Here is a 19,594-nt window from a genome sequence, read left to right on the forward strand (position 1 = left end):
GGCTTCAATGGGGCCACGGCATCGCTGCCGTGGAATCGCCCGGCCGGCGGAACGAGCTGGCGATTTTCACGGTCGCTTCAATGGGGCCACGGCATCGCTGCCGTGGAATCCGTGATGGACGACGAGATCATGAACGGGGACGGCGCGCTTCAATGGGGCCACGGCATCGCTGCCGTGGAATCCAGGGGGCCGCCTGAGTGGGCCGCGGGGGAGCCACGCAGCTTCAATGGGGCCACGGCATCGCTGCCGTGGAATCGAAGGCCGCCCAGCTCGGCTTGACGCAAGCGGGCGTGCTTCAATGGGGCCACGGCATCGCTGCCGTGGAATCGGGATTCGTGCAGGCCGGCCTGACGCTCTGGGTCGAGCTTCAATGGGGCCACGGCATCGCTGCCGTGGAATCTGTGAGCGGGCAGCTGGACGTGGACCCCGGCGTGAAGCTTCAATGGGGCCACGGCATCGCTGCCGTGGAATCGACGACCACCCCGTCCGTCATGGCCGCGCCTCCAGATGGCTTCAATGGGGCCACGGCATCGCTGCCGTGGAATCAGTTGTCTCGCAACTCAAGACATTGCCTCGCTTTCCAGCGCATGTCGCGAGCGGGTCTTCTCGCATGGTCACGAGGGAACGTTAGCACCGTGGCACCCACCTCCTTTCACTCCAGAATTTCTTGACCACACAGAACATTTCTGCGTTTCGAGCGCTGCGAGCGTCTCGACGACCACCGCACCTCTCGCGCCAGAGGCGGCAGCGCATCTCACACCACCACGGCCCGACGCTCAGTCAGCTCATAGGCCCTGCCGATTGACTCGATGCTCTTAATGGGCCGGCCTTCTGTCGGGCCCAGATCAATGACCAGAACCTGGTCCTCGCTGTGGTTGATGATCCCGCCCAACGCTTCCCTCATCTTGAGAAGATCAATGTCCGGCAAGTCGCACTGAAACACCGATAACTGGAGATGGGTACCAAATCCCTTCATCGTCTTGAACACGCGCCGCAGCCGCTTCGGATCGCAAATGTCGTACGTCACGATGTACAAGTGGCGCATCGGTCACCGCGTCGTAAAGGACGGAAACTCTGGAATCTCACCGAGCAGATACCGCCCCAACAGGCGGGCCTGCACCTCCAGGACGCGCCGATAGCTGATCTGGTAGCCGAAGACCGGGTGGGCAATCTCTTGTCCCATGCGCCGCTCGCAGGTCTCGATGAATCGCCGCCGGCCCTCCTGGGTCATCGCCACGGCGCCCATCCGTTGGATGAAGTCCCCTGGGCGAATCTCGCCGTTGTTGATCGCCGTCAGCACCGCCGAATCGGCAACCAACGGACGGAACTCCTCCATGAGGTCCAGGGCCAGCGCCGGGCGACCGTAGCGAGGCTGATGGTAGAAGCCGAGATAGGGATCGAGTCCGACGGCTTGCAGCGTCGCGGTCCATTCCCGCACCAGCAGCGCATAGGCCAGCGAGAGCATCGCGTTGACCGGATCACGGGGCGGGCGCCGGTTGCGTCCGTCAAAGTCAAAAGGCAAGCGCTCGCCGTCTCCCTTCAACATCCCGGCGAATTCCGTGAAGTACCGGCGTGCGGCCGTCCCTTCGATCCCGAGCAGCTCTTCCAGAGAGTCCGCCGACCCCGCATGCTGCTGATCGTTCTTGAGATCCTGCAGCACCTGCTCCGGCGCCGCCTGGTGATTGCGCCGCAGGATGGTCCGGCAGTTCGCGATTTTCGCCTGCACGAATCGCCGGGCCAGCGTCAGACACTGCCTCGGATCGGCTGCGACCGCATATTGCCGCCGTCGCAACTCCACATTCTTGTGGGCCAGCCCGGTGGTCACCCCGTAGAGCCAGCCGCCGCTGGAGAGATAGGAAATGGGAATCTCCCGCTTGCACAGCTCCTGAACGACCTGGGTGCTGACTTGCACAGAACCAAACAGCACCACATGCGACGTTTCCACGATACGGGCTTCGGCCAGGAGCGTGTCGCGGTCCCACACCTTCAAGCAGTCGCCGTCCTTGGCGACCCGCGCCCCGGCCTGCTGCACGTAGAGCGGCAGGGCGTCGTCGCGCGCCGGGAGCAGCCTGCGAATCGCCGCCGAATCCTGGTCGCGATCAATCCGCAGCCAGCCGACCTCGTCCGGCAGACAAATCCTCACCAGCGAGCACCGCGGGCACTTGGGACTGTCCACCAGCGGCGGGGGGATGCTCCCGCCCCTGGCCACCTGCCGCATCTCGTGAATCAGCGTGAGCGTCCGTTCAATCAACTCCGGATCGAAGGAGATCGCCACCCGCTCGCGCGAACCCACAAAATAGAGGAACCCGCCGTCGCATTCGTACCCGTTCTCCCGCAGGATCAGCCCTTGCGCGCAGAGCTGCACCCGCTCCGGCTCCCACGCGCCCTTGTCCACATGCGGACGCTTGCCGCGCTTGTAGTCCACCGGGGCCACGGCGGCGCCGACTCCTTCGACCAGATCTATCTTGGCCGTGATCCCCAGCCGCTCCGAAGACAGCCACACCGACCGTTGATGGATCGCCTCTTCCTGACCTCCTTCCCCCTCAGTCGGCGTGGGTCGTCTCTTCGGCGCCTCGTCCACCTGCCGGTGGTGGAACCGCCCCTCGACCGTGTCGGCGCTGTCCGTGAATTCGCTCTGCACCCATTCGAGATAGGCCAATCGCGGACAGTAGGCGAATTCGTTCAGCATCCGAACCGGCAGGAGCGGCTCCTCGGCCACCAACCGGGCGCCCGCCCCGTTCATGTCCTCGCTCATGTTGCCTCCACAGGCTATTCAATTGTCAAAGAACAGCACAAACCCCTGCCGTCATTGCCACGTTAGAGGTGATTTGATAAACTGACGCCTACTTTGGAGAAACGATCAGCATGTCAACCCCAGACCTTCAGACACGCCGCTGGACCCGCGCCGAATACGAGCGCATAGTGGAAGCGGGCGTGCTGCAGCCCGAGGAACGCGTCGAGCTCCTTGACGGCGAGATTCTGACCATGACCCCGCAGAACAGTCCCCATGCGGCCACAGTCGGACTCGTTGAGCGTGTCCTCCAGCGCGTCTTTGGCCCTGACCATTGGGTCCGTGTCCAGTTGCCGCTCATCGTGGACCCTGACTCAGAACCCGAGCCGGACTTAGCCGTCGTCTCCGGCACCCCAAGGGATTACGTCGCCGAGCATCCTCGGACCGCCCTCCTTGTTGTCGAAGTCGCTGATACCACCCTTGAAAAGGACCGGGACCGCAAAGCCGCCATCTACGCCCGCGCCGGCGTCCCGGAATACTGGATTGTCAACTTTGTGGACCGTTGTCTCGAAGTGTACCAAGACCCGGTTTTCCCTCCTAACCAGCCGGCTCGATACCAAACCAGCCGGCGGCTGATGGCAACCGACAGGATCGCGCCGCTCGCCCGTCCCGACGCCTCGGTGTCTGTCGCCGACCTGCTGCCGTAACTTCCTCGCCCACCTCCGAGCCCCTCGCCCTCGAAGGGAGAGGGCCACGGTGAGGGTGGGCATTTCACCCATCACGCATCACCGATCACCGTCTCCTCCCCCACCGCCACACACTGCCCAAGGCCGAAGTGGCAACTGGCGGGCTTATTCCAGGCGTTCATCCGGAAAGAGCTTGGTGATCAGCGCACGAGCTTCGGGTAATTCGCGACGAACATCTTCGGCTTGCAGTCCTTCGGCTCCGACGCTCGGATAACGCTCGCCAAGGTAGAATCCGGAAACTCTCTCGCACACGGGGCGCATCGTCGCCGCCTCCGGCGCGAAGGCCGCCGCTTCATCCAGCAAACTTTGTAGCGTATGCACCCTCTTCAATTTCCATCCCTGCCGCAGCAAGAACGCGTTGAGATACTTCTCCACGGCCTGCTGGAGAAAGAACCCGGCTCCATCCGCATCCCCATCGGCCAGCAGGACGTGCATCCGATGCCAGTCCCGACGAGCAACCTTCAACCAATCGTCCGCGTAGGGGGAATCTTCTTTCTGTTCGGCGCTCACACCTCTACCCCGCTTTGCACAATCTCTTGGACGAACTGATCCTCACGAGCCAGACGGGTTGCCAACTCTTCTGGCGTCAGCACGATCGGCGCAAGAGGAATACCGTGGCTGATGTCTCTCACGAGGGCCAGCACCGACCCCATTCGTTCGTAAAACCGCTCATTGGTCGGAGCGACGACCAACAGGTCAATATCGCTGTGCTCGGTCGGCTCGCCGCGCGAGACCGAGCCATAGACCAGCACCCGTTCCGCGCCATAGCGCTCGCGCAATCGGTCCGCGATCGCCTTGAGCGCGGCCCGTGAAACCAGGCCTGCGGTGGTCTCCATCTGACTTCTCCTTTCGCTCCTCACGCCCGGTGGTTCGCGGTTATCCCCTCACGCATCGCTTGCCACCCGTCACTTGTCACGTGTCACTCGTCACGGTTTCGGTTCCCACCGCCACAAACTGCCCCAGGCCGAAGTGGCATGCGTAGCCGAGGGCGAAGGGGCCTTGGACCGGTTCTGCAAAGGTGATCCGAAAGCCAAAGCCACGAGGATCGGCTAGGCGACCTCCCCCGCCGATCCGCATTCGCCGGAATTCCAGCCATCGCACCTTCTTTCCGCCGAGATACGTGTGCATTATCGGTTGGATGGTCTCAGGTTCAGGGAAGCCACGACGGCGCAAGTCCAATTTCACCTGAACAAATGGAGAATCTTTCCCATTCTTCTTGGGATGGCGCGCGAGTATGTACGGCGTGCTGGATTGCCACGTTCGAGACGAAGCGAGCGCAGCACTTTGGCCTTTATGCCTGTCAAGCCCGCCAAAATCTTGGGGCTGACCCAGTCCAATGAGCACTGTGTGAACGTCATGCCCGCTTGAGCCCCATAGCCGTTTGACGGCACCCAACGCCTGCTGAGCATGCCTGTCGAAGCCCTGAGGGGCATACACCGTCACATGGTCAATTCGCCCATCGTCATCCTCGTCGCCGGACAAATAGAAAGCGTGAGCATGATCATCGTTCAAAGGCATTCCGTCCGCTGCCTTTCCAGAGAAGACAGGCATGGCATGCTCCGTCCCATTCAGGCCACGTGATTTGGCCATCAAGGCCTGACGCATACGCTCCCCGATGAAAAGCGCATCGGTCAAACGAGGCCGCACCGTACTAAAGAGCGCATAGCGAGCAACAGTCGGCCGAATCTGTTCGACCCGTGCTTTTCGTTGGTACGTCACTCGAAAGGAATCCTCTGGACGCACATAATCCACCCATCGGCTTCCTGGTGCCGAAGACCAGCCCTGCGACTGAAGGTCGCTGGTCTCGGCATGCAGCGCGCTCCATAAATCTTGAGGGACCGGACTGTGCACAGCCTTTTTCTTTCTGCCCTTGGTAGTAGTCATGCCACCCATGCCAAGTGCTTGGGCTGTGAATCGCTCTTTCCATGCGGCGAACATCTCTGGTGTCATCGCCGCAAGAACACGAACCCGCTCGCCTTGGATCACTTCTGCAGAGTCAATTGGACGGGCAGTGACGTGACCATCCCAGTGTTCCAACACCTCGGCCGCCACCCAGCTTTCCGCGCGACCCAAATAGCCGAGCCCCGACGCCAGGCATGTCAGTACTCGTTTCTCTTCTGGTGTCAAAGTCACGTCGGGCCAAGCGACAACTAGACAATCCTGAGGACCCACGGAGACGAAGGCGTCAAACACCTTGGTCTTATCTGCGCCCAACGGATGTCGTTGCGGCATGAAGTGCCGCGTGTGCCCCAACGAGGCTTTGGGCAAGTGGAAGACCGGCAGCTCGGTCAGCCGCTCAATTAAAGGCCTGAGCGAGGACTCAGGGATCTCTTTTGCAAACTTCCGATGCCAGACGGCAATCAGTGCCCGCAGAATCCGCCATGGCGAGGGCGGCCATTCCACGGCGCCTTCGTTCACATGCCGATCCCACGGCGTGGCATGATACCGGCCAGCAAGGAAGCTGATACTGAGCGCGATCATGTTTTTTCGCCTTTAAAGGAGACCGTGGTAATAGGTGGCTTGGCAAATTTCCCTTCTGATGCAACGGCCTTAATCAAGTTTGGCAGCTCGTCAGTGAGTTCCTTTAATTCCGATAACTGAAAAGTCTGGGGCCGTGTTACCGTCGTCTTCTTGACCTCCAGATCGCAAGCTGTGCGAAGCCGCAACCCTTCATTCAGAAATTTCTGAATCTTATACAAGGCAAGTCCTATCAGCAGTCGCTCTACGTTCTCTCCCAGACCAAAGCTCCTTATCTGCTTGAGGTCCAAGTTGAAATAAGCGGTTATTTTCTCGGCGGTGTACTCATCGCGGTGATACGGCACATGTCCAAATCCTTTCGCGGTGTCGCCTTCCGGGTCAACCCGATCCATTTTGACTCCCCCGTTCGCCACGACCGTCACGCCACACGCCTCGATGAAGGCTGACAAGCTTCTGGGCAATCGTAGCCGCCCACCTGCTAAGTCGCTTTTGGCGAGGAATACACCGTGAAGCAACGCATTTGCGTCGTATTTGAGGAGTACCGACGCCAACAATTTGAGATCTACCGGTCCCTTCTCCATCGCGCCCAACTCTTTTTTTAGAGTTTCAAAAAAGGTTTTATCCTTTCCCTCGAGAATGTACGGAGAATTCAGACGATGTGACTCTAGCAGCGAGTTTGTGATGACTTTTCCGTCTTCTTTCACCACGACGTAAGGAAGACCTCTTAAAGGTTCCACAAGGTCACCCTTCGCCTCATCCCAACACACAGCTTCTAGCCGGTTTGCCATACTCTGCGCTGACTCGACCAACAGCATCTCCGTTCCGTCGTGCAGCGTGTAGGTGGCGGCGCCGAGATCGGGAAATCCCGTCGGTTGAAAGCGGGTGCCTTGGATAGGTTGCAGATCTGCTTCGATTAGTAAGCGTGGGGCGTCCTTGAGCTTGCTGAAGTCCACTGGCGATCCCATACGCGGTCTCCTTTCTCGTTAGCCTTTCGTTGCAGATTCGATTGGAACTCCTTGTTCCGATGGCTTGAGAATGTCTGCGGCCAGGCGCAGTTCGTCCCGCTTCGAAATGGGGAACAACACCGCTGCAGCAATCCGACGCGTGACCGTCGGTGGCTCCACAACGACTTCCACCATCGGGATGAACCCACACCCGCGCAAGAGCTGAATGGCTAGACGAGAAGCTTCACCAGCCTGTCCCATGGCTGCACGCCCGAGGATAGCGGGAATGTAGGGAATCACCACGTCCCTCAGCGCGCCTGGAAGGTGAGTCAGTTTCAGGAGCGCGTAGAGTGCGGGTAACGGAACCTCGTTCGTGTCCGATGTCGAAGGCTGAGTTTGAACATAATCCCAATTGACCAAACTCAGCCCACGCAGAAGCGCCTCCAACCGCTGTTCGTCCACTCTGCCAGCAATGAACTCGTGGACATCACTAAGCGCGGCGGGATACCGTCCTCTTAACGGCAGGCCTTTTTGTTCTTCTCGCTGCGCATCCAGACACCGCCTCGACAAGACAGCGATCAAGTTATTCGTGAGCGAACCGTGCCCCCATACTACGCGGGGATGGGTCTCGGCCTCCAGCCATGTGACGTATCCCGCTCTGACCTCAATGGGCTCCATGTTTTCGCGGATACCGACCGAGGCCAATGACGCGGCCAGACGGAATTCCGGGCTTTCGTCGTTCGCGACATCTAGCCAGCGCGGTGACAGTAATGGTACGGGTCTCAAGAAATGCTTCTGGCGAAATTTGGGAGTCTTTGCCGAAGCCGCTTCCGCTTCACCGAGGGCGATCAGAACATTGGCCATCCTGAGCGCGCCTCCGGCTTGGCAATACTCCATGATCGCTCGCTCGATATTCCTTAAAGCCTCTCCCATTCGCGCAGGGGCGGTGTTCCCCGTAGCGGCTCGGCGAAATTGCATCAACCACCGGTCGAGTTCGTTCAGAAGGTTCACTTCTGGGCGCGGCCCTACTATCCACCGGCCAATTCCGGTTGCATAGAAATTCTTGCCGTTACGTTGCAAGAAGCCGTACCGGTGAAACATCTGAACTCCGCGGTCTGTCCCCAGCGATGCCACTGCACGAGCAAAGTCCACACCGTTGCTGGCCTGTCTTCGGCCAATCTGTGCCCTCCCTTCGGAGAAAAGACTCGTCACCTCTATGAACCGCGTGGGAGCCGACCAAAGAGGTACCCATACTTCCCCCCGCGGATTGTCACCACTTTCGCTTGAACTCCCATATCCCACCGGTGTCGCCCGCGTCGTGAAAGGGTAGCTGAGCTCTCCCGGTCCACTGAGGCATAAACGCTTGGTAGCCGCCGCAGCGAAGACAAGAGCACCTTCCATCATGAGAACGAAGTCCCACGGATTGATCAGTGAATCCACCTCGAAGCCAGGGCCTGCATTAGTTCCCCCGGACGCCGCAGGATCAAACTGACCGATTGCCGCCCCCTTCTTAAGGCCCTTCACCGGAATACCGAGCAACGCCCCCTGCAACCATGCAGAAGCGTGGTTGGATGGCATTCCCGTGGCCCCTTCAACCAAATCCAGTAACCTCTGCATAAAATTACTTGAGAAGTCCGTGTTGCCATCATTGCCCCCAGTTCCCAAGAGCGGTGGGTACTTTGGTTTCTGATCTGTGAGCAAAAAGACCGCGTCCAACCAATGGACTGCCATATCCGGCAACTGGCCGCGAAGCTCTCGCATCAAGGATTCTTTTTCTTCATCGCCCGGCGCTTCCTGATAGTTTCTCGATTGTAAAATCGAGCGTACTCGCTGGATCACCTGACGGTAGTCAGCGAGGCGATCAGTTGTTGATTTTGCCACTACATCTACAATTCGAGTCGCAGCCGTCGGCTGATTACGAACACCGGTCTTCTTACGCTTTCCTGTTACAGGGTCTTTTTCCTTGAGCTTTTCTTCTTGATAGTAAAATCCACTACCTCCGTTCCACGGGGCAACAATCGGCGTCGGGCGATAGTTCACCAGAAAGAACTTCTCCAGTTCTTCGCGCGTCAGTTTCGTCCGGAGCCAGAACACATCCTCTGCCCACCATCCCCTGGCTTCTGTATCAACCTGCTCGCTGACTAGGCGTAGAACCCCGAGCGCTTTCAGATAGTGGGCCAATGGCTCGGGCCGGCAGCCCTCAAGCCTCAGATCAGGCATGACCGTCTCCTTCTTTCTCTGTCCCACGCCAGTCCGCCACGCGCACCAGACTCTCCATCCAGGCCAACCGGAATGGCCCGTGTTGTTCGCGAAGCCGGAGCATCCGCTCCAACCAACTCGGACCGTGCGGGCCTTCGCCCATCTCCATGAAACTCAGGGTGAGAACCAGCGGCTGGGTCATGATGCCGTCTTTAAGATCAACGGCGGGTAGTTCATCTCCTTCCCATACCCCACGGGCAAACCGGCGACCGTCCGGGGGCATCTCCTCATCCGGTAATGATCGAATCGAAAGCCGAACTTTTCCATGATGTGCCGCGGCCAAATAAGCGGCAAGGTCTGATTCCTTGTGGAGTAAGAGCCCCAGGGCCGACGCGAGTTCATGCCGAAAATGCTTGCGATCGCAATGGCTGCTTCTGTGATCGGACTTGGCCCATGGACCATCCGTTCTCTTCGGATCAGCAGCAGCCAATGGCGCAAGTAGCATCTTTTGGAAGACGGGATGCGCCTTTCCAAGATCGTGCCAGCGAGCGGCCGTCAGCAAATCGTTCCAGGGAATCCCGCGCTCTGGATGATCCAGCGCCGTTTTGAGTTTTGCCATTTCCTGAGCCACGTCCTTTGAGTGCTCGGATAAGAGCACAAAACGCTTGATGAACGTGAACTGGTCCTCGTCAATCGCGTCGTTAGAAGGTAGCTCGGCCGGAAGCGGGACCGGGGATACGTGGTCTTCAGGGTTTCCAGTCCAGCCGAGGTCCTCGCTATAGCCTCCTTCAGAGATGTGCAGAAGGATCGTCAGTCCCGGCCAGACATGCTCCTTGGTCACTTGAACCCATTGGCGGTCCAAGCCATCCCATCTGTAGGCACGAACGTCTTTCTTCAGGAATTCTTTGAATCGGCCTATTCCGACCGGGCATAACTCGTCGGGACGTGGTGCAGGTGCGTCTATCGGCGGCTGTTCTCCCTCCCACTCACGCCAATACACCTGCGCATCCGTATCTCTCCCGTCACGGATGTACCGTGATACGTCAATGTCGTTTCCGGCGAGATCGGGCGTTGTGTCAAACAAGTCGAGGGCATCGCGGCGGCGGAGCACGTGCCCGTACTTCTCTCTTTCAGGCGCTCTGATCTTGGACACTGTGGCTGGACCGACGTCGTTCAGTTTGGTCAATTGCCCACGTGACCAATTCAGCTCCTCAAGTTCATAAGGCAAAGCGGCCTGGGGAGACGGTTCCTGTTCCCCCTTCTTGTTGACCGACGACGTTTCTACATCAATCCAGAACACGTTGGCTGGTTCGTCTTTTTGCCACTCCCCATACCGATTGCAGCGCCCGAACCGCTGGACAAGCGACGACCAAGGTGCCAGCTCAGTGAAGAGGGTTCGCGCTGAGATGTCCACACCGGCTTCAATCGCTTGGGTGGCCACCACAATTCGGTCTTGGGCCGGTTTCTCTTTTAGGGCTTGATCGAAACGTTTGCGTTCTGTGTGTCGAAACCGAGAATGAATGAGGCACAGATCGGGTTGGGGTTTCGCACCCTTGAACTTGTGCTGCAACGCCTTGAACACGCTTTGGGCACGGCCCACACGATTCACAATCACCAACGTCAGCGCACCTTCTTGATGCTGGTGACACACTTCCTCGGCCAACTCTTCGGCATAAGTGTCTTCACTCTCCTGCGTCCACTTCGTGAGAGCCCTACGTAAGGACTTCTTGGCATTCACACGCTTCTCAATATCAGCATGCCGGGTGTCATCGCGGCTCAAGGAAAGGCTTGGAAGAGCCTTTGCTTGTTCGGCAAAATCGACTGTGGCGAGAGCTTCGGTTTTCAACGTGGCTGACATCCACACAGACTTCGCTGGGCCGCACGTGCCAAATCGCTCGCGGAAGGCCTGTAACTGAGCAGTAGTGGCGAGCCCGACTCCCATCAACTGGACCTCATCCATAACCCACAGGCAATCGTTATTTAACAGGCCATAGTGCATCGGCCATCGGTACCGGCTCATCGCATAGCCGCGGTTCAACGCGCGTGAAAGCAATTGATCTTGCGTGCCGATCAAGACCGCATCGCCCTCAGGATACGTATCCCAGTCGTTGTCAATCTCTCCACCCATGAGGATATGCACACCTGGTGGGCGAGCCATTTCTTGGGGATAATGCTTCCCAAGTTCAGCGATCCACTGCTTTGCTTCCCTGACTGTCTGCTCTACCAGCACCCGCATCGGCAAGCAGTACACCAGCCGGCGCGGTGTTGCTTGGCGGATCGCGTTGTCAGGATGAAACCGCCGCCGCCACAGCCACCCCAGCACCGCCATCGCGGTCTTGCCGAGGCCGGTGGGCACATCCACTAAGAGACCCGCACCGCTCCGTGCCCCCTCACCCGCACCCTCTCCCACAAGGGGCGAGGGTCTTGAAAACAGCGTCGGGGCGCAGGCGAAGCGGACCTGAAACGGATACGGGTCATGCCCCGTGGCCTGTTGAAACCAGTGCCTAAACTGTCTGTTGGTGTCGTTGTCCATTGCCCCCGCTCGCTTATCTCCGTCCTGCACTCGATGGGCGAGCCGACCCGGCCTTCACGTCGAACCCGATCCGCCGTCCCGGCTGGGCCGGCTGGCTCATCTGTTGACGAATGGCCTCGACTGGGGAACGAATATGTCCATCATGGCTTTCGACCTTCCGTTCAAGTTCTGCGAGCTTGTCGGCCAACTCTTTGTTCGCAGCAACCATTGCGCGCAGTTTCACAAAGGCGCGCATAATTGCGATGTTAACCTGGATGGCACGGCGGCTCCTGAGGACGCTTGATAACATCACGACGCCATGCTCAGTGAAAGCATAGGGAGCAGCGCGACGCGCCCCGCCCCAACTTGAAGTCACAACTTGTGGCTTCAAGTCTCTAACCTCCTGAAAAGTCAGCTGAAACATAAAGTCGCCGGGAAATCGCTCGACATTCCGTTTGACGGCTTGGACGAGCACCTTGGGTGCAACCCCGTACAGTTCAGCCAAGTCCGTGCTGAGCATGACTTTGTGCCCACGGATCAGGAAAATCCGCCGCTCGACCTTTTCCTGGACCACCAAGGCTCGGTCACGCCTCATCCGGAACCTTGGGACCCCGCCGCCACAGCCACCCCAGCACCGCCATCGCCGTCTTCCCCAGGCCGGTGGGCACGTCCACTAAGAGACCCGCACCGCTCCGTGCCCCCTCACCCGCACCCTCTCCCACAAGGGGCGAGGGTCTTGAAAACAGCGTCGGGGCGCAGGCGAAGCGGACCTGAAACGGATACGGGTCATGCCCCGTGGGCTGCTCGGACCAGCGTGCGAACTATCTTTTCGTGTCGTCGCTCATGTGTCCCACTCTTCCACCTCAGAGATGGCGCTCACCGTCCGTACCCGGTCACGCCGGCGGAGAAGGTCATCGGTCGGCCGCCTTTCCGCGACGATCCCTTGACAGAGAGACCAAGCCCCGTGTAATTACATCGTAGCCACATCTGGCAGAGAGGCACCTTCGTCATGAAAACCAAGATCGTCCGCATCGGGAACTCTCGCGGCATCCGCATTCCGAAATCGCTGCTCCATCAGTGTCATCTCGACGGTCCCGTGGAAGTCGAGGTCCAGGGGAGCCAGTTGGTCGTGCGTTCAGCCTCACGGCCCCGCAGCGGCTGGGACGACGCCTTCCGCGCCATGCACCAGACCGGAGACGACCAATTCCTGGACCACGGGCGTATGTCCCCCTCTCGATGGGATCGAGAGGACTGGCGGTGGTAGCCCGTCGCTTCGACGTCTACCTCGTTCGCCTCGATCCCACGGAAGGACGGGAGATCAGAAAGACTCGCCCCTGCCTGGTGATTTCTCCCGATGAAATGAATCGCCACATTGATACGGTCATCGTCGCACCGATGACGACGAAGAGCCGACCCTACCCCACTCGCGTACCTGTTCGTTTCCGGCGCAAGACCGGGCAAATCGTCCTGGATCAACTCCGCACGGTGGACAAAACCCGCTTGGTCAAACGCCTGGGCACGATCGACCAAGCCACGGCCGACCGCGTACTGGCACTCCTTGCAGAACTGTTCGCTCCGTAGCCCGACACGCATCATGGCCCTTATCTCCTTCGGCCACTCCCCCCGTCCAGCGGCGCGAACGGCACGTCGGGATTGTAGCGGTTGATGGGGTTCAGGGGATTGTCCGGGCGATATTCGTTGATCGGGTTGAAGGGGTTGTTCGGGTTGTAGCGATTGATCGGGTTGGCGGGATTGCCCGGGTCATACCGGTTGATCGGGGTGAAGGGGTTCCGCGGGTCCACCGCGTTGATCGGGTTCAGCGGATTGTCTGGCCGCAGCTCGGTGATCGGGTTGAAGATGTTATAGTCTCGTTCGTACTTGGAATCGAACCCCGTCTCAGCCCAGGCCGCCGCGCTCCAGAGCATCAGTACCACCACGAGACCGTTGATCCGCATGGCAACCTCCTGACCCCTGACCGACTCTGTCTCCCCCCTCCCCCGTCCCCTCTCCCACGGAGGGGAGAGGGATTCACAGCGCTCCCTCTTCCATCCCCTCTCCCGCAGGGTGGAGAGGGCGATCAAAGGAGCTTTTTACGGAAGCATCGTAGCAAGGGACTGTGACATCGCAGGTCCTATCGTAAAAAAATGCCTCAGCGCCTCGATTCTCTTTGTGAACCAAGCACTTCCGCACTCAATCGTCGGACAAGCCAACCGGAGCTCGTGACAACCGAGGTCACGTTCGACCAAGAATCTTCCTGGCTTCTTCTTCAACCGTCTTCCGGAGACTCTCAGGCTGGACCACTCGGACACCGGCTCCGAAGCTCAAGACCCATCCCAGCAACTCGCGCGTGTCGGCGACGGTCAGGGTCATGCGGAGCCCGCCGCCTTTGAGCCGCGTGAGCTTCTGACTCGAGTGCCAGATCCGGTCTTTGGCCCAGGCCGCGGTGGTCTTGTCGAAGAGGAGTTCCACCTCAATGCGCTTTCCCCGCATCACGACCAACGCATCCTCCACGTAGGCGTCCACGTTGAAGTGCAACGGCATCTGATACGGGTGGTCGGTCAGCGTGAGCGCCTTGACCCGCTCGACGGCGAACATCCTGACATCCTTTCGCCAGTGGCAATACCCAATCAGATACAACGCGCCGTCCACGTACCGGAGACAGTACGGGTCCACCTCTCGACGTCTGGTTTCATTCCGAGACGCCGAGTAGTAGCGCATCTGCACGGTCCGTTTCTGCGTCGCGGCTCGGGTGAGCGCATCAATGGTGTCCCGGTGCTGCCTGTAGCTCTTGTGCGGGCCGAGGCCCACGGAGAAGGCGCTCTGAAGTTGTTGCACAAAGGTCATCGCGTGCGGGGAAATGCGGGCTGACACCTTGGCGAGGGCCGAATTCAGGGCGCTTTGCACCTCGGTTCCCTGCAGCGGCGTCAGCAAGTGCCGGCTGAAGGCCAGAGCCATCAGCTCGGTGGGAGCAAACGCGAGCGCCGGAACGTTCCGAAATTCCTCCATGAGGCGCCACCGGACCTGCCCGTCAACGCGCTCGGCGAGGAGGGGAAACTTGACCGTCAGGGCTTCCAGATCCCGGCGGATGGTGCGCGCATGCCGGGCATACTCCGACGGGAGCCTTTCCTGTAACTGCTCAAGCGTGAGACCGCGCTGGGAAGCCTGAAGATGCTGGAGCAGGTGCCACTGGCGGATGACTTGGTCGTTACGGGGCATCGGATACCACCCACAAAGCGGGGAAGTGAGCGTAGCAATTTTCTCCTAGCATGGCAAGCGGGCCGGGCGCGGGCACGGGCTACAGGGCGGGAATGGCGTCCACGGCCCGCTTGTGATAAAGTCGGTCTCATGCGGAACGTCGTCATCATCGGCTCGGGACCGGCGGGGTTGACCGCCGCCATCTACACGGCGCGGGCGAATTTGTCTCCGCTGGTCGTCGAGGGGCTGCAGGCGGGCGGGCAACTGACCACCACGACCGAGGTGGAGAACTATCCCGGCTTCTCCCGCGCCATCCTGGGACCGGACCTGATGAAGGACATGCGGGCCCAGGCGGAGCGGTTCGGGACGCAATTCCTGTCCGGCGACGTGACCTCCGTGGACCTCGCCAGCCGGCCGTTCACGATCACGATCGAAGGGGAGCAGCCGGTTCAGGCCAAGGCCCTCGTCATCGCCACCGGCGCCTCGGCCATCAAGCTCGGCGTGCCGGGCGAGTCCCGGCTGACCGGCTACGGCGTCTCCACCTGCGCCACCTGTGACGGATACTTCTTCCGGGGGAAGGAACTCGTCGTGGTCGGGGGCGGGGACAGTGCGATGGAGGAAGCTGGCTTTCTCACGAAATTCGCGACGAAGGTCTCGGTCGTGCACCGGCGGGACAGGCTGCGCGCTTCCAAGATCATGCAGGACCGGGCGTTCAAGAACGAGAAGATCGCGTTCGTCTGGAACTCGGTGGTGGAGGAGGTCCTGGGCGGAACGGTCGTGACCGGCGTGCGCCTCAAGAACGTGGTGACGGGCAAGGTCTCGGAGCTGCCTTGCGCCGGGGTCTTCGTGGCGATCGGCCACCGGCCCAACACGGACCTCTTCAAGGGGCAGGTCGAGATGGACGAGCGGGGCTACATCCTGACCAAGGACGGCACCGCAACCAGCGTGCCCGGCGTCTTCGCCGCGGGCGACGTGCAGGATTCCCGCTACCGCCAGGCCATCACGGCCGCCGGCTCCGGCTGCATGGCCGCCATCGACGCCGAACGCTTCCTCGAAAGTCATGGTGATACGTGATGGGTGATGTGTGACGGGCGGAGACTGATTAGGACAACGTTCTTCTCCCCACTTATCACCCATCACCCTTCACTCATCACCCTCTAAACATGCGCTGCGTCATCGCCCACTACCACGAGCTGGCCCTCAAGGGCCGGAACCGCCCCTTCTTCGAGCAGCGGCTGGTCAAGAACCTGCGTCTCCTCCTGCGCGACCTGGGCCTCAGGCAGGTCGAGGCACTGCCAGGGCGCATCCGCATCCTGCTCCAGGAAGAAACTTCCTGGGACCTCGTGAAGGATCGCCTCGCCCGCGCCTTCGGGGTCGTCCACTTCTCCCTGGCCCATGCGGTCCCGCTGGACCGGTCGCGCCCGGACCTGAGCGCGCTGAAACAGGCGGTCGGCGAAGAGGTGCGCGGCCTGTCGTTCGAGACCTTCCGCGTCTCGACGAAGCGCGCCGACAAACGGTTTCCCTTCACCTCGATGGACGTGGATCGGGAGATCGGCGCCCACCTCTGTCGGGTGACCGGGAAACGGGTGAGCCTGAGCCGCCCCGATCTCACGGTCCGCATCGAGATTCTCGCACGCGAGGCCTACTATTCGACGCGCCGCGAAGAGGGACCGGGCGGATTGCCGGTCGGCATGAGCGGGAAGGTGGCCTGTCTGATTTCAGGCGGCATTGATTCTCCCGTCGCCGCCTATCGGATGATGAAGCGCGGCTGCAAGGCCGTCTTCGTGCACTTCCACGGGCGGCCGTACGTGTCCCGCGCGTCGGAGGAGAAAGTCCGCGAGCTCGTCGAGCACCTGACGCCCTATCAGCACCATTCCCGCCTGTACCTGGTCCCGTTCGGCGAGATTCAGCGGCAGATCGTGCTGGAGGCGCCGGCTCCCTTCCGCGTGGTCCTCTACCGGCGGATGATGCTGCGGATCGGGGAGGAGGTGGCCAGGAAGGAACGGTGCTGGGCGCTGGTGACGGGCGACAGCCTGGGCCAGGTCGCCTCCCAGACCCCGGAGAACTTGAGCGTCGTCGGCGAGGCTGCGCAACTGCCCGTCCTCCGCCCGCTGATCGGGATGGACAAGGCGGAGATCACGGAGCAGGCCCAGCGGATCGGCACCTTCGAGACCTCGATCGAGCCGGACCAGGACTGTTGCCGCCTGTTCGTGCCGCCCCATCCGGCCACGAGGGCCACGCTCGACCAGATTCGGAAGGTCGAGCGGCCCTTCGACCTCGCCGGGCTGGTCAAGCAGGGCCTGGAGCAGGCGGAGGTCGCCGAGTTCGTCTTTCCCCGTCAGTGAGCCCGCTTCTCCACCGCCCGTTGCAGCAGATGAAAGTGCTTTTCGAGCTGGCGGCGGAGCTCGAACGCCACGAGCCAGTCCGGCGCCCAGGTGTCGGCTTCCACCAGGAGTTCGAACTCCGCCCTGGTCGCGGCTGGGTCCCCGTCCGGGCTGAGCTTCCAGACCCGGTGGTATCGTTTGAAGTCCCCCGAGAGGAGCGAGGTCACCAGCCCTCCTTCCGGCAACTCACGGTTCTCGGAGACCAGCCGGCTTTCCCCGAAGAGAAAGGGATGGCCGATGGCCAGGTCCACGAGGACCAGGCCTGGACGGCGGTCCACCCGGTTCACCCGCATCGTGACGTTGAACAGGCTCGGCCAATGGTCGTAGTCGGTGAGGATGTGCTGGACGGCGGACGGCGGAGCCGGCAGGTGCAGCGTGGCCCTGGCCCGGAGACCGCCGGCCGGCTCGGACTGCACCAACAGACCTTCGGCCGGCTCTCCGGCGGCCCGGGCCAGGCTCGGAAGGACCAACAGCGCCGTTACGAGAAGCCGCGAGAGCTTCACGGAGAGCGCCGGCGTGCCGCCAAAGCGGGGAGAATCTCTTCGGCCCCCAGGGTGTTCACGACGTCCGCCGCCGTGAGCCCGCCCTTCCTGGCCACGTTCACGCCGAAGGGCACGTCCTCCAGCCCGTCCGTCGCGTGCGCGTCGGGATTGATGCTCACCTTCACCCCTTGGGCCTTCGCGTAGGAGCAGAGCCGCCAGTCCAGATCCAGCCGGTGGGGGTTCGCGTTGATCTCCACCACCTTGCCGCAGTCCCTAGCCGCGTCGAGCACGCGCGTCATGTCGATCCGGTAGCCCTCCCGCGAGAGCAGCAGCCGGCCCGTGGGGTGCCCCAGCATCGTGACGTAGGGATGGGCCAGCGCCCGGACCACACGCGCGGTCTGCTCTTCCTCCGACAGGTTGAACCGGCTGTGGACGGAGCCGATGACGAAATCGAACCGGGCCAGGACCTCGTCCGGATAGTCCATCGTCCCGTCGGGCAGGATGTCGGCCTCGATGCCTTTGAAGACGGCGATGCCGGAGACGCGCTTGCGCAGCGCCTCGATGGCCGCGTGCTGCGCGCGAACCCGGTCCTCCTTCAGGCCGTTGGCGTAAAAGGCCGACTGGCTGTGGTCAGAAATGCCGATGTAGCGATAGCCCAGGGCCTTGGCCGAGGCGACCATCTCCTCCAGACTGGCTGATCCGTCGCTGTCGGTCGTGTGGTTGTGGAACACGCCCTGGATGTCCCTTGCCTCGACCAGACGCTCCAGGCGGCCGGCTTCGGCCGCCTCGATCTCGCCCAGCCCCTCCCGCAACTCCGGCTCGATGAAGGGTAGGCCGAGCACGCGGTACAGGTCCTCCTCCGAGTCGGCCTCGGGAACCTTCTGGCCGGCCGCATCGAGGTCGAGGCTCCAGGGGACGCGGAGCCGCGCCGCCCGTTCGGCCAAGGCACGGAGATGGGCTTCGCTGCCGGTCCTGGCCATCAGGAGCTGCGGCGTGATGTCGTCCACGATCTCCACCCGCACCGGCACGCCGAGCGGGGACTTGCCCGTGATCGCGGCGCCGCTGCTTGCGAGATCGCCAATCCCTCCGACCTGCCGCAGCCCATCCAGTACGGACGCGGGGCGAGCCGCGCCGACGAGCACCTCGATCGAGCGAACCACCTCCAGACACCGCCGCAGGTCCCCGACCGCTTCCACTCGTCGAACTCCGGCGGCGTTCCGGAGCGCCTCGATGATCCGCCTGGTCTCTCCCAACGCCGTGGCGTAGAGATGCCAGCCCTGCCGCTTCTTGAGTTGGAGAATCCCCTGCTGGATCTTCTCCTGGGTTTTCTGCCCGAAACCGGGAAGACCGACCAGGCGATTCTCGACGCAGGCGTACTCCAATTCCCCCACGGTCGTGATGCCCAACTGGGTCCACAGAGTCTGAATCTTCTTAGGTCCGAGCCCGGGAATGACCGTGATCTCGACCAGGCCGGGCGGGACGGTCCGCTTCAACTCTTCGTAATAGGCCAGCCGGCCCGTTCCGACCAGCTCCGCCAGCTTCTCCGCCAGGGCCTGGCCGATCCCGGGCAGTTCCCGAATCCGCCCGGAAGCGACCAGGGCGTCCACGTCCTCGGTGAGGGTCTCGATCACCCGGGCCGCGTTGTAATAGGCCTTGCTCTTGAACGGGCTCTCGCCCTTCAGCTCCAGGAGGAGCCCGATTTCCTCAAGGACCCCGGCAATCTCGCGCTTGTCCATCAACACCCCAATGATGAACGATGAACGCGAAACGATGAATGGCGGAAAGGATACTCTCCACGCCCTCGTTCAGCGTTTATCATTCAGCATTCATCGTTGCCTTGCCGCCGATTCTACGCCCCGCTGCCATTGGCCGCAAGGGAACGGCTGTGCTAGCATGGAAAAGTGTGAAGGATGAACGATGAAG

Annotated in this window: 18 protein-coding genes and 1 CRISPR repeat array; of the genes, 5 read left to right on the forward strand and 13 right to left on the reverse strand. The window is 61.2% G+C overall.

What is annotated here, in order from left to right:
- Position 1: 1 nt before the first annotated feature.
- Positions 2-546: a CRISPR direct-repeat array (repeat unit 36 nt; unit sequence GCTTCAATGGGGCCACGGCATCGCTGCCGTGGAATC).
- Positions 547-754: 208 nt separating this feature from the next.
- Both cas2 and cas1 read right to left on the reverse strand, forming a co-directional pair.
- Positions 755-1,045 (reverse strand): CRISPR-associated endonuclease Cas2, encoded by a 291-nt coding sequence (gene cas2 / locus AB1411_01410; protein ID MEW6542248.1) that lies wholly within the window; start codon positions 1,043-1,045, stop codon positions 755-757.
- Between the two features lie 3 nt (positions 1,046-1,048).
- Positions 1,049-2,755: a CRISPR-associated endonuclease Cas1 gene (gene cas1 / locus AB1411_01415; GenBank protein MEW6542249.1), complete on the reverse strand. Its 1,707-nt coding sequence runs from the start codon at positions 2,753-2,755 to the stop codon at positions 1,049-1,051.
- A 110-nt stretch (positions 2,756-2,865) separates the two neighbouring features.
- Here cas1 and AB1411_01420 point away from each other — a divergent pair, with 110 nt between their 5' ends.
- A complete protein-coding gene (locus tag AB1411_01420; GenBank protein ID MEW6542250.1) occupies positions 2,866-3,438 on the forward strand; it encodes a Uma2 family endonuclease in 573 nt (190 codons plus the stop codon).
- 144 nt (positions 3,439-3,582) lie between these two features.
- On the opposite strand, the gene AB1411_01425 is transcribed toward AB1411_01420, so the two are convergent.
- From AB1411_01425 to AB1411_01455, 7 genes are all read right to left on the reverse strand, one after another.
- Complete coding sequence (locus AB1411_01425) at positions 3,583-3,987, reverse strand: HEPN domain-containing protein (protein MEW6542251.1); 405 nt, start codon at positions 3,985-3,987, stop codon at positions 3,583-3,585.
- Positions 3,984-4,313, reverse strand: coding sequence for a nucleotidyltransferase domain-containing protein (locus tag AB1411_01430; GenBank protein MEW6542252.1), 330 nt, complete (start codon positions 4,311-4,313; stop codon positions 3,984-3,986). The genes AB1411_01425 and AB1411_01430 overlap by 4 nt, the downstream gene beginning before the upstream one ends.
- A 76-nt stretch (positions 4,314-4,389) precedes the next feature.
- The gene (gene csb2, locus AB1411_01435; protein ID MEW6542253.1) at positions 4,390-5,958 is read right to left on the reverse strand and encodes a type I-U CRISPR-associated protein Csb2; all 1,569 of its coding nucleotides are present in this window, start codon (positions 5,956-5,958) and stop codon (positions 4,390-4,392) included.
- Positions 5,955-6,920, reverse strand: coding sequence for a type I-U CRISPR-associated RAMP protein Csb1/Cas7u (gene cas7u, locus AB1411_01440; GenBank protein ID MEW6542254.1), 966 nt, complete (start codon positions 6,918-6,920; stop codon positions 5,955-5,957). Before cas7u ends, csb2 begins: the two co-directional genes overlap by 4 nt.
- An 18-nt stretch (positions 6,921-6,938) precedes the next feature.
- Entirely contained in the window at positions 6,939-9,119 is a 2,181-nt protein-coding gene (gene csx17 / locus AB1411_01445; protein ID MEW6542255.1) for a type I-U CRISPR-associated protein Csx17, read from the reverse strand.
- A complete protein-coding gene (gene cas3, locus AB1411_01450) occupies positions 9,112-11,631 on the reverse strand; it encodes a CRISPR-associated helicase Cas3' (protein ID MEW6542256.1) in 2,520 nt (839 codons plus the stop codon). Before cas3 ends, csx17 begins: the two co-directional genes overlap by 8 nt.
- A 13-nt stretch (positions 11,632-11,644) precedes the next feature.
- A complete protein-coding gene (locus AB1411_01455) occupies positions 11,645-12,184 on the reverse strand; it encodes an ORF6N domain-containing protein (GenBank protein ID MEW6542257.1) in 540 nt (179 codons plus the stop codon).
- A 435-nt stretch (positions 12,185-12,619) separates the two neighbouring features.
- Between AB1411_01455 and AB1411_01460 the strand changes: the two genes are divergently transcribed.
- The gene (locus AB1411_01460; protein MEW6542258.1) at positions 12,620-12,874 is read left to right on the forward strand and encodes an AbrB/MazE/SpoVT family DNA-binding domain-containing protein; all 255 of its coding nucleotides are present in this window, start codon (positions 12,620-12,622) and stop codon (positions 12,872-12,874) included.
- Positions 12,868-13,191: a type II toxin-antitoxin system PemK/MazF family toxin gene (locus AB1411_01465; GenBank protein MEW6542259.1), complete on the forward strand. Its 324-nt coding sequence runs from the start codon at positions 12,868-12,870 to the stop codon at positions 13,189-13,191. The genes AB1411_01460 and AB1411_01465 overlap by 7 nt, the downstream gene beginning before the upstream one ends.
- A gap of 20 nt (positions 13,192-13,211) precedes the next feature.
- Here AB1411_01465 and AB1411_01470 read toward each other — a convergent pair whose 3' ends face one another.
- Both AB1411_01470 and AB1411_01475 read right to left on the reverse strand, forming a co-directional pair.
- A complete protein-coding gene (locus AB1411_01470) occupies positions 13,212-13,565 on the reverse strand; it encodes a hypothetical protein (protein ID MEW6542260.1) in 354 nt (117 codons plus the stop codon).
- A gap of 277 nt (positions 13,566-13,842) precedes the next feature.
- Entirely contained in the window at positions 13,843-14,826 is a 984-nt protein-coding gene (locus AB1411_01475; protein MEW6542261.1) for a WYL domain-containing protein, read from the reverse strand.
- A gap of 129 nt (positions 14,827-14,955) precedes the next feature.
- Here AB1411_01475 and trxB point away from each other — a divergent pair, with 129 nt between their 5' ends.
- Positions 14,956-15,879, forward strand: a complete 924-nt coding sequence (gene trxB / locus AB1411_01480) for a thioredoxin-disulfide reductase (GenBank protein MEW6542262.1) — start codon at positions 14,956-14,958, stop codon at positions 15,877-15,879.
- A gap of 89 nt (positions 15,880-15,968) precedes the next feature.
- Positions 15,969-17,150, forward strand: a complete 1,182-nt coding sequence (gene thiI / locus AB1411_01485) for a tRNA uracil 4-sulfurtransferase ThiI (GenBank protein MEW6542263.1) — start codon at positions 15,969-15,971, stop codon at positions 17,148-17,150.
- On the opposite strand, the gene AB1411_01490 is transcribed toward thiI, so the two are convergent.
- Both AB1411_01490 and polX read right to left on the reverse strand, forming a co-directional pair.
- A complete protein-coding gene (locus AB1411_01490; GenBank protein MEW6542264.1) occupies positions 17,144-17,692 on the reverse strand; it encodes an SRPBCC family protein in 549 nt (182 codons plus the stop codon). The two genes, thiI and AB1411_01490, sit on opposite strands and share 7 nt — an antisense overlap.
- On the reverse strand, positions 17,689-19,407 hold the full coding sequence (gene polX / locus AB1411_01495) for a DNA polymerase/3'-5' exonuclease PolX (GenBank protein ID MEW6542265.1): 1,719 nt from the start codon (positions 19,405-19,407) through the stop codon (positions 17,689-17,691). The genes AB1411_01490 and polX overlap by 4 nt, the downstream gene beginning before the upstream one ends.
- Positions 19,408-19,594 lie beyond the last annotated feature (187 nt).

Source organism: Nitrospirota bacterium, from assembly GCA_040757595.1.
Lineage (GTDB): Bacteria > Nitrospirota > Nitrospiria > Nitrospirales > Nitrospiraceae > JBFLWP01.